The following is a 10,387-nucleotide window of genomic DNA, read 5'->3' as shown; positions in this document are numbered from 1 at the left end:
GGCGGATAACCGCTCGCGGTTATCCGCCGCTTCTCAGGCCTTGGCCAGCAACGCCTTCGCCGCTCGCGACCCGTTGCTCTTGCCGAGCACCGCGCAGATACGCTGGCCGGCGTCGACCAGGGCGTGCATGTCGACCCCGGTATGGATCTCCAGGCCGTTCAGCAGGTAGAGGACGTCTTCGCTGGCGACGTTGCCGGTGGCGCCCTTGGCGTAGGGACAACCGCCGAGGCCGGCCACCGAGCTGTCGAATACCGCGATGCCTTCCAGCAGGCTGGCGTAGATGTTCGCCAGGGCCTGCCCGTAGGTGTCGTGGAAGTGCCCGGCGAGGCGCTCGCGGGGAACCTCGCTGGCCACCGCCTCGATCAGCCGGCGGGTGGCGCCGGCGGTGCCGACGCCGATGGTGTCGCCCAGGGACACTTCGTAGCAGCCCATCTGCTGGAGTTCGCGGGCGACCCAGGCGACCTGGCGCGGATCGACATCGCCGTCGTAGGGACAGCCGAGCACGCAGGAAATGTAGCCGCGCACCCGCACCTGGTGCTGGCGCGCTGCCTCCAGCACCGGTACGAAGCGCTCCAGGCTGTCCTTGATCGAGCAGTTGATGTTGCGCTGGGAGAAGGCTTCCGACGCGGCGGCGAACACCGCCACTTCCTTCACCCCCGACTCCAGCGCCGCCTCGAAGCCTTTCAGGTTCGGCGCCAGCGCCGCGTAGGTCACGCCGGGACGCTGGCGGATGCCGGCGAACACTTCGGCCGAGCCGGCCATCTGCGGCACCCACTTGGGCGAGACGAAGCTGCCCACTTCGATGTAGTCCAGGCCGGCGGCGCTCAGGTCATCGACCAGGCGGATCTTGTCGGCCACCTCGATCGGCTGTTTCTCGTTCTGCAGTCCGTCGCGCGGACCGACCTCCACCAGGCGGACCTTCTTCGGCAGGTTCATGCTGTTCCTCGTCTTGGCTGTCAGGCCTGGTTCTCGTCCAGCTCCACCAGCGGCGTGCCTTCCTCGACCAGTTCGCCCTCGCTGCAATACAGCGCCTTCACTACCCCGGCGTGGGGCGCGCGGATGCTGTGTTCCATCTTCATCGCCTCCAGCACCACCAGGGTGGCGCCGGCTTCGACCGTCTGGCCGGGTTCGACCAGGACCCGCACGATACTGCCGTTCATCGGCGCGCTCAAACCGCCCTGGTGGGCATGGGCGGCCTCGGCCTCGGCGATCGGGTCGACGGCTTCGATGGCCAGCAGTTCGCCCTCCCATTCGAGGAACAACTGGCGTCCGCGGCGCAACGCCGCCGAGCGACGGGTGACACCGTCCACCCGGCTGACCAGGTCGTCGCCGTCCAGGCGATACTGGCTGGGGCTGGCGTGGCGCAGGCGGACGCAGCGGCGTTCGTCGTGGCAGCGCAGCATCAGGTCGGACTCCCGCGCCAGGGCGCTGCGCCAGCCGTCGTTGCGACTCCACGGCGAATACGGGTCGTCGTCGCGACGGTAGCCCGCTTCGCTCTGCAGCCAGGCATCGGCGGCGGCTTGCCAGAAGTGTTCCGGCAGCGCTTGCGGCGCCGGCAGCAGGTCGTCTTGGTGGCGCGCGATGAAACCGGTGTCCAGTTCGGCGGCGGCGAACGCCGGATGGCCGAGGATGCGGCGGAGGAATGCCAGGTTGGTGCGCAGGCCGCCGACCGAGGTTTCCGCCAGCATCGCCAGCAGGCGCTGGCGGGCTTCCTCGCGGGTTTCGCCCCAGGCGATCAGCTTGGCCAGCATCGGGTCGTAGAACGGCGAGACCTCGTCGCCTTCGCGTACCCCGCTGTCGACCCGCCGGCCGGGGCCGGCGGCCGCTTCGCGGTACAGCGCCAGGCGGCCGCTGGCGGGGAGGAAACCGCCCTCGGGGTCTTCCGCGTAGAGCCGCACTTCGATGGCGTGGCCGTTCAGCGGCACCTGTTCCTGTGTCAGCGGCAGCGCCTCGCCGCGAGCGACGCGGATCTGCCAGGCGACCAGGTCGAGGCCGGTGATGGCCTCGGTGACCGGGTGTTCCACCTGCAGGCGGGTGTTCATTTCCATGAAGAAGAACTGGCCGCGTTCGTCGAGGAGGAACTCGACGGTACCGGCGCCGACGTAGCCGATCGCCTGCGCCGCACGTACCGCGGCCTCGCCCATGGCCCGGCGCAGTTCCTCGCCGAGACCGGGGGCGGGGGCTTCCTCGACGACCTTCTGGTGGCGGCGCTGGATCGAACAGTCGCGTTCGTTGAGGTACAGGCAGTGGCCATGGCTGTCGGCGAATACCTGGATCTCCACGTGGCGCGGCTTCAGCAGGTATTTCTCCACCAGCATCCGCGCGTCGCCGAAGGCGGCCTTGGCCTCGCGCTGGGCGGAGGAAAGGGCCTCGGCCAGCTCGGCCTCGTGCTCCACCACCTTCATGCCCTTGCCGCCGCCGCCAGCGGCGGCCTTGAGCAGCACCGGGTAGCCGATCCTTCCGGCTTCCCGGCGGAAGGTCTCGGCGTCCTGGGCTTCGCCGTGGTAGCCGGGCACCAGCGGCACGCCGGCTTCTTCCATCAGCGCCTTGGCCGCCGACTTGCTGCCCATGGCGTCAATGGCCGCCGCCGGCGGCCCGAGGAAGAGCAGGCCGGCTTCCTCGCAGGCGCGGGCGAAGTCGGCGTTCTCCGAGAGGAAGCCGTAGCCGGGGTGGATCGCCTGGGCGCCGCTGGCGAGGGCGGCGGCGATGATCCTGTCGCCGCGCAGGTAGCTGTCGGCGGGCTTGGCGCCGCCCAGGTCGACGGCGATGTCGGCTTCGGCGACGTGGCGGGCGTGGCGGTCGATGTCGCTGTGCACGGCGACGCTGCCGATGCCGAGGGCGCGCGCGCTGCGCATCACCCGGCAGGCGATCTCGCCGCGGTTGGCGACCAGGAGGCGCTGGATGCTGCGGTAGTCCGGGTTCATGCGTCGTTTCTCCAGGCGGGCGTGCGTTTCTCCAGGAAGGCGCGCAGGCCTTCCTGGCCTTCCGGGCTGATGCGGATGCGGGCGATGGCCGCCTCGGTGTAGCGGCGCAGCGCCGGGCTCAGCTCGGCGGCCTCGACCTCATGGTAGAGCGCCTTGCAGGCGACCAGGGCGCGCGGGCTGTTTTGCAGCAGGTTGGCGATCCAGGCCTCGGCCTGGCTTTCCAGTTCGGCGGCGGGACAGCTTTCGCTGAGCAGGCCCAGTTCGCTGGCGCGGCGTCCGTCGAAGCGCTCGGCGGTCAGCGAATAGCGTCGCGCGGCGCGCTGGCCGATGGCCTTGACCACGAACGGGGCGATGGTCGCCGGGATCAGGCCGATGCGTACCTCGGACAGGCAGAAGGTCGCCTCGTCGCTGCCGATGGCCATATCGCAGCAACTGACCAGGCCGACCCCGCCGCCGAACACCGCGCCCTGGACCACCGCCAGGGTCGGCTTGGGCAGGTTGTAGAGATGGGTCATGAGTTCGGCGATGCGCTGGGCGTCGGCCAGGTTGCCCTGGTAGTCGAGGTCCACCGACTGCTGCATCCAGGCCAGGTCGGCACCGCCGCAGAAGTGCCGGCCACGGCCGCGCAGCACCAGCAGGCGGACCTGCGGGTCGCTGCCGACGCGATCGATGGCCTGCAACAGTTCGTCGATCACGACGGCATTGAAGGCGTTGTTCTTTTCCGCCCGGTCCAGCCACAGGGTGGCTACGCCGCGCGGGTCGATCTCAAGCTGGATGGTCTGGAATTCGCTCATGCTGGTCTGCTCGTCACATGCGGAACACGCCGAAGGCGGTCGGCTCGATGGGGGCGTTGAGGGCGGCGGAAAGCGCCAGGGCGAGGACCTCGCGGGTCTGCGCCGGATCGATCACGCCGTCGTCCCACAGTCGCGCGCTGGAGTAGTAGGGATGGCCCTGGTGCTCGTACTGCTCGAGGATCGGCGCCTTGATCTTCGCCTCCTCTTCGACGCCGAGCTGCTGGCCGGCGCGCTCGGCCTGCTCGCGCTTGACCTGGGCGAGCACCCCGGCGGCCTGTTCGCCGCCCATCACGCCGATCCTCGCGTTCGGCCACATCCACAGGAAGCGCGGGTCGTAGGCGCGTCCGCACATGCCGTAGTTGCCGGCGCCGAAGCTGCCGCCGATCAGCACGGTGAACTTCGGCACCCGCGCGCAGGCCACCGCGGTCACCAGCTTGGCGCCGTGCTTGGCGATGCCGCCAGCCTCGTACTTCTGGCCGACCATGAAACCGGTGATGTTCTGCAGGAACAGCAGCGGGATGCCACGCTGGCAGGCCAACTCGATGAAGTGCGCGCCTTTCTGCGCGGCCTCGGCGAAGAGGATCCCGTTGTTGGCCAGGATGGCGATCGGATAGCCGTGCAGGTGGGCGAAGCCGCAGACCAGGGTGGTGCCGAACAGCGCCTTGAATTCGTCGAACTCGGAGCCGTCCACCAGCCGTGCGATCACTTCGCGCACGTCGTAGGGCTGCTTGCTGTCGGCGGGAATCACCCCGTACAGCTCCTCGGCGGGGTACAGCGGCGCGCGCGGTGCACGGCATTGCAGCTGGCCCTGCTTGCGCCAGTTGAGGTTGGCGACGCAGCGGCGGGCGATGGCCAGGGCATGGTCATCGTCCTCGGCATAGTGGTCGGCGACCCCTGAGACCTTGCAGTGCACGTCGGCGCCGCCAAGTTCCTCGGCGCTGACCACCTCGCCGGTAGCGGCCTTCACCAGCGGCGGCCCGGCGAGGAAGATGGTGGCCTGTTCGCGCACCATCACGGTTTCGTCGGACATCGCCGGCACGTAGGCCCCGCCGGCGGTGCAGGAGCCCATGACCACGGCGATCTGCGGGATGCCGCGGGCACTCATGTTGGCCTGGTTGAAGAAGATCCGGCCGAAGTGCTCGCGGTCGGGGAAGACCTCGTCCTGGCGCGGCAGGTTGGCGCCGCCAGAGTCCACCAGGTAGATGCATGGCAGGCGGTTCTCCAGGGCGATGGCTTGGGCCCGCAGGTGCTTCTTCACGGTCAGCGGATAGTAGGTGCCGCCCTTCACCGTGGCATCGTTGCCGACGATCATGCATTCCACCCCTTCGACCCGGCCGATCCCGGCGACGATGCCGGCGGCGGCGACCTCTTCGCCGTAGACTTCGTGGGCGGCGAGGGCGGAAAGCTCGAGGAACGGCGAGCCGGGGTCGAGCAGGCGGTTGATGCGTTCGCGCACCAGCAGCTTGCCGCGCGCGCTGTGCCGGGCCTGGGCGGCGCTACCGCCGCCTTCGTGGATGCGGCCGAGGAGGGTGCGCAGGGCGTTGACCTGTTCCAGCATGGTCGCGGCGTTGGCCGCGAACTCGGCGGAGCGTGGATTGATCTGGGTGTGCAGGATGGCCATGGCGGTGGCTCCGTGTCGAGGTGGGCGGAAGCGGTTGGCGCCCGCTCCCGACCTGGCGATGCGCCTGTCGATGCAATGGAATGCCCTCTCCCTGGCGGCAAAGGGCCGGGAAGAGCGAGGCTTCAGCGGGTTTCGTTGAACAGCTCGCGGCCGATCAGCATGCGGCGGATCTCGCTGGTGCCGGCGCCGATCTCGTAGAGCTTGGCGTCGCGCAACAGGCGGCCGGTGGGAAACTCGTTGATGTAGCCGTTGCCGCCGAGGATCTGGATCGCGTCCAGGGCCATCTGGGTGGCGCGCTCGGCGCTGTAGAGGATCACCCCGGCGGCGTCCTTGCGGGTCGTCTCGCCGCGGTCGCAGGCGGCGGCCACGGCGTACAGGTAGGCGCGGCTGGCGTTGAGGGCGGTGTACATGTCGGCCACCTTGCCCTGGACCAGCTGGAATTCGCCGATGCTCTGGCCGAACTGGCGGCGGTCATGGATGTACGGCACCACCACGTCCATGCACGCCTGCATGATTCCCACCGGGCCGCCGGAAAGCACCACGCGCTCGTAGTCGAGGCCGCTCATCAGTACCTTGACCCCGCCGTTGACCGCGCCGAGGACGTTCTCCTCGGGTACCTCGACGTCCTGGAAGATCAGTTCGCAGGTGTTCGAGCCGCGCATGCCCAGCTTGTCCAGCTTCGGCCCGCGACTGAAGCCTTTCCAGTCGCGCTCGACGATGAACGCGGTGATCCCGTGCGCGCCCTTGTCCGCGTCGGTCTTGGCGTAGATCACATAGGTATGGGCATCGGGACCGTTGGTGATCCACATCTTGCTGCCGTTGAGAACGAAGCGGTCGCCGACCCGGTCCGCGCGCAGCTTCATCGAGACCACGTCGGAGCCGGCGTTGGGTTCGCTCATCGCCAGCGCACCGATGTGTTCGCCGGATACCAGGGCCGGCAGGTAGCGGGCCTTCTGTTCGGCGTTGCCGTTGCGCTTGATCTGGTTGACGCAGAGGTTGGAATGCGCGCCATAGGAGAGCGCCACCGAGGCCGAGGCCCGGCTGATCTCTTCCATGACCACGGCGTGGGCCAGGTAGCCCAGCGCCGAACCGCCGTACTCCTCGTCGACGGTGATGCCGAGCAGGCCCATCTCGCCGAACTTGCGCCACATGTCCATGGGGAACTGGTTGTCCTGGTCGATCTGCGCGGCGCGCGGCTGCAGTTCGGCGGCGACGAAGCCGCGCACCTGGTCGCGGAGCATGTCGATGGTTTCGCCGAGGGCGAAGTTGAGGCTGGGATAGGTCATGCTTTCACCTGTAATTGTGCTTGTCCGGTTTAAAGCTTTGAATGAGGTTTATGTTTCAACTGTCTGTTTGTTATAGCTTTTGATAAGCGCCGCTCGACAGCGCTCCTCGGCAGTATCCAGTTCCAGCTGCATCTGTTCGATGTCCAGCAACTGTTGTTCCAGCTGGGCGCGGCGCTCGGCGATCTTCTCCAGCATGGTGTTCAACTGCTTCTGGTTGCCGCTGCTCGGGTCCGGGTCGTAGAGCTCGATCAGTTCGCGGCATTCGGCGAGGGAAAAACCGATGCGCTTGCCGCGCAGGATCAGCTTCAGGCTGACCTTGTCGCGCGGCGAATAGATGCGTTCCTGGCCGCGTCGCTCGGGGGAGAGCAGGCCTTGCTCCTCGTAGAAGCGGATGGCGCGGGTGGTGATGTCCAGTTCGCGGGCGAGATCGGAGATGGTGTAGGTGATGGACATACGCTGGCACCTGCTTGTTTACCTTTACGTTAACGTAAAGCTGCGCCGAAATCCTGTCAACGCCTGGAACGGGGGAAAAATGACAGCCGTGAAAGATGCTTGTCAGAAAGATTTAATCGGCGCCTCATGAAAGGGCGCGGATGGCTCTGTTCTGCTTCGCCGAACACTGTGTTTCTCGGAGGAGTCGTAACGATGAGTCGGCTGATGACCTACAGGACGCTGCTGGCTTGCCTGCTCGCCGCGTTGCTTGCGCTGCTGGTGGCGGGCCAGCAGCAGCGCGCGTTCGAGCGAATCTGGTTCAAGCTGGAGCAGCGCTACGGCGGCGATGTTGCGCGCGAGAACGCCCTGCGCCTGGCCGACTATCGGGTCGATATCGAAGCCCGCGTGCTGGGCGCGGAGTCCAACGTGTCGGCGCTGTCCTTCGACCCCAGCCGGCGCAGCCTGGTCAGCGTGACCAACCAGGACCCGCATTTCCTCGAGCTGTCGCTGGACGGCGAATTGCTGCGACGCATCCCCCTGCGCGGTTTCCAGGATCCGGAGGCTATCGAGTACATCCGGCCCGGCGTCTACGTGGTCGCCGAGGAGCGTCGCCAACGCCTGGTGGAGATCCATGTCGACGCCGACACCCGGGTGATCGACATCGACGATCCGCGCAACGCCCGGAAGTTCTCCCTGGGCAGTGCAAACAAGCGCAACAAGGGCTTCGAGGGGTTGGCCTACGACCCGCTGCGCGAGCGCCTGTTCGTGGCCCGGGAAAAGGCGCCGGTGGGCATCATCGAGGTAAACGGCTTCTTCAACGACCGCGGCGAGGCGCTCGACCTGAGCGTCGGCGGCGACCCGCAGCGCGATCGCGGGTTGTTCCTCACCGATCTGTCGAGCCTCTACTACGACAAGGCCAGCGATCACCTGCTGGTGCTTTCCGACGAGTCGCGGGTGGTCATCGAACTGGATCGCGCCGGGGATCCGCTCGGCAGCCTGACCCTGCGTGGCGGCAACCATGGCCTGACGGACGACGTGCCGCAGGCCGAAGGGTTGGCGATGGACGACCGGGGCAGCCTGTACGTGGTCAGCGAGCCGAACCTGTTCTACCGCTTCAGCCGAGCGCTGCCAGCGGCCGACTAGGGTGGGAAAAGGACGGCGGAATTCAGGCTTGCGCGCCGGATAGCGCCGGCGCGTAGCCGATCATCTGTCGCAGCAGCGGGTCGGTGAACTGCTGTTGCCAGTCGTCCAGCTTGCCCCGAAGGTCGGGGCCGTTGGCCGGAACGATGGGGGCCGCGCGCGGCTGGCGAGGCGTCGGCGAGCAGGCGCCGAGCAGCCCGACGCACAGTGCCAGGGTGGGGAGCGAGAGTTTCGCTAGGGGCATCAGGCTTGCTCCGTGGGGATCTGGGGCGAGTTGCCGGTGCGCGGCGCCTTGCGCAACCGGAACAGGCGCCCGACCACCAGGAAGAACAGCGGTACCAGGAACACCGCGAGTACCGTGGCGGTGACGATCCCGCCGAGCACCCCGGTGCCGATGGCGACCTGGGCGCCGGAACCGGCGCCGCTGGAGAGCGCCAGCGGGACCACGCCGAAACCGAACGCCAGCGAGGTCATGACGATCGGTCGCAGGCGCAGGCGCGCGGCCTCCAGGGTCGCCTGCAGCAGGCTCATGCCTTCCTGGTAATGGTCCTTGGCCACCTCGATGATGAGGATGGCGTTCTTCGCCGAGAGGCCGATGATGGTGATCAGGCCGACCTTGAAGTAGATGTCGTTGGGCAGACCGCGCAGGCTCACCCCGAGCAGTGCGCCGAGTACGCCCAGCGGCACCACCAGGATCACCGCCAGCGGGATCGACCAGCTTTCGTAGAGGGCGGCCAGGGCGAGGAACACGATCAACACCGAGAGGGCGAACAGCGCCGGCGCCTGGGCGCCGGACAGGCGTTCTTCGAAGGACTGGCCGGACCACTCGTGGGCGATGCCCTCGGGCAGGCCCTGCATCAATTGCTCCATCGCCTGCATGGCTTCGCCGCTGCTGTAGCCCGGCGCGGCCTGGCCCTCGAGGTTGAACGAGGGATAGCCGTTGTAGCGGGTCAGTTGCGGCGGGCCGAGGGTCCAGGCGGCCTTGGCGAACGTCGCCAGCGGCACCATCTCGCCCTGCTCGTTGCGCACGTGAAGCCGGCCGATGTCGTCGATGCCCAGGCGCTTGGCGCCGTCGGCCTGGACCACCACCTTGCGCACCTGGCTGCCGTGCATGAAGTCGCCGATGTAGTCCGAGCCGAACATCACCGCCAGGGTGGTGTTGATCTCGTCCATGCTCACGCCGAGGGTCTCCGCCTTGCGCCGGTCGATGTCCAGGCGGATCTGCGGCGCCTCGCCCTGGCCGGCGAACATCACGTTGGCCAGGCGCGGGTCCTCGGCGGCGCGCGCCAGCAACTGGTCGCGGGCCTTGACCAGGGCCTCGTAGCCAACCCCGCCACGGTCCTGCAGGCGGAAGTCGAAGCCGCTGGTGGAACCCAGGTCCGGCAGCGGCGGCGAGTTCATCGCATACACCGTACGGTTGGGCAGGCCGGCGAAGCGCTGGTTGATGCGCTCGACGATGGCGCCGACGTGCTGGCTGGCCTCCCGGCGTTCCGACCAGTCCTTCAGGGTGGCGAAGATCATCGCCGAGCTGGTGCCGTCGCCGTACAGGCTGAAGCCGCCGACCGCATAGGCGTAGGCCACCGGTTCGTGCTCCGCCAGGTAGCGCTCGACGTCGCCGACGTTGGCCATGGTCTCCGCCATCGGCGTGCCTTCGGGCTGCATCACCATGATCATGAAGTCGCCCTGGTCCTCTTCCGGCAGGAACGCCTGCGGCAGGCGCACGAAGAGCAGGGCGACCACGCCGATGACCAGGGCGTAGACCAGCATCCAGCGGATCGGCCGGGCGAGGATGCCGGCCACCGCGTTGCGGTAGCGTCCGGTCAGGCGCAGGAAGGCGCGGTTGAACCAGCCGAAGAAGCCGCGCTTCTCATGGTGGTCGGCGTCGATCGGGCGCAGCAGGGTGGCGCACAGGGCCGGGGTCAGCGACAGCGCGAGGAACGCCGAGAAGCCGATGGAGACCGCCAGGGTCACCGCGAACTGGCGGTAGATGTTGCCCACCGCGCCGCTGAAGAACGCCATCGGCACGAACACCGAGACCAGCACCACGGTGATGCCGACGATGGCCCCGCTGATCTGGCGCATCGCCTTGACCGTGGCGTCGTGCGGCGACAGGCCTTCCTCGGCCATCAGCCGCTCGACGTTCTCCACCACGATGATCGCGTCGTCCACCAGGATGCCGATCGCCAGGAC

The 10,387-nt window shown here is 68.0% G+C and carries 8 protein-coding genes and 1 pseudogene; 1 reads left to right on the top strand and 8 read right to left on the bottom strand.

What is annotated here, in order from left to right:
* Nucleotides 1-33 precede the first annotated feature (33 nt).
* The 6 genes from liuE to liuR all read right to left on the bottom strand — a co-directional run bounded on the left by liuE (nt 34) and on the right by liuR (nt 7,078).
* The gene (gene liuE, locus HMPREF3014_RS14975; protein ID WP_003088593.1) at nt 34-936 is read right to left on the bottom strand and encodes a bifunctional 3-hydroxy-3-isohexenylglutaryl-CoA lyase/hydroxymethylglutaryl-CoA lyase; all 903 of its coding nucleotides are present in this window, start codon (nt 934-936) and stop codon (nt 34-36) included.
* A 20-nt stretch (nt 937-956) separates the two neighbouring features.
* On the bottom strand, nt 957-2,924 hold the full coding sequence (gene liuD / locus HMPREF3014_RS14970; protein ID WP_016263550.1) for a methylcrotonyl-CoA carboxylase subunit alpha: 1,968 nt from the start codon (nt 2,922-2,924) through the stop codon (nt 957-959).
* Nucleotides 2,921-3,718, bottom strand: coding sequence for a gamma-carboxygeranoyl-CoA hydratase (locus HMPREF3014_RS14965; protein ID WP_003110689.1), 798 nt, complete (start codon nt 3,716-3,718; stop codon nt 2,921-2,923). The genes liuD and HMPREF3014_RS14965 overlap by 4 nt, the downstream gene beginning before the upstream one ends.
* 13 nt (nt 3,719-3,731) lie before the next feature.
* Entirely contained in the window at nt 3,732-5,339 is a 1,608-nt protein-coding gene (liuB, locus tag HMPREF3014_RS14960) for a methylcrotonyl-CoA carboxylase subunit beta (RefSeq protein WP_003100387.1), read from the bottom strand.
* A 122-nt stretch (nt 5,340-5,461) separates the two neighbouring features.
* The gene (gene liuA, locus HMPREF3014_RS14955) at nt 5,462-6,625 is read right to left on the bottom strand and encodes an isovaleryl-CoA dehydrogenase (protein WP_003100385.1); all 1,164 of its coding nucleotides are present in this window, start codon (nt 6,623-6,625) and stop codon (nt 5,462-5,464) included.
* A 48-nt stretch (nt 6,626-6,673) separates the two neighbouring features.
* Nucleotides 6,674-7,078 (bottom strand): liu genes transcriptional regulator LiuR, encoded by a 405-nt coding sequence (liuR, locus tag HMPREF3014_RS14950; RefSeq protein WP_012614228.1) that lies wholly within the window; start codon nt 7,076-7,078, stop codon nt 6,674-6,676.
* 192 nt (nt 7,079-7,270) lie between these two features.
* Here liuR and HMPREF3014_RS14945 point away from each other — a divergent pair, with 192 nt between their 5' ends.
* On the top strand, nt 7,271-8,200 hold the full coding sequence (locus tag HMPREF3014_RS14945; RefSeq protein WP_003088602.1) for an SdiA-regulated domain-containing protein: 930 nt from the start codon (nt 7,271-7,273) through the stop codon (nt 8,198-8,200).
* A 22-nt stretch (nt 8,201-8,222) separates the two neighbouring features.
* On the opposite strand, the gene HMPREF3014_RS14940 is transcribed toward HMPREF3014_RS14945, so the two are convergent.
* On the bottom strand, nt 8,223-8,441 hold the full coding sequence (locus HMPREF3014_RS14940) for a hypothetical protein (protein ID WP_003100379.1): 219 nt from the start codon (nt 8,439-8,441) through the stop codon (nt 8,223-8,225).
* Nucleotides 8,441-10,387: pseudogene (mexY, locus tag HMPREF3014_RS14935) on the bottom strand (multidrug efflux RND transporter permease subunit MexY); the annotation flags it as partial. The gene HMPREF3014_RS14940 and the pseudogene mexY, both read right to left, overlap by 1 nt.

Source organism: Pseudomonas sp. HMSC065H01 (assembly GCF_001815235.1).
In the GTDB taxonomy this organism is placed as follows: Bacteria; Pseudomonadota; Gammaproteobacteria; order Pseudomonadales; family Pseudomonadaceae; genus Pseudomonas; species Pseudomonas aeruginosa.
This window is presented reverse-complemented; position numbering and strand designations above follow the sequence as displayed.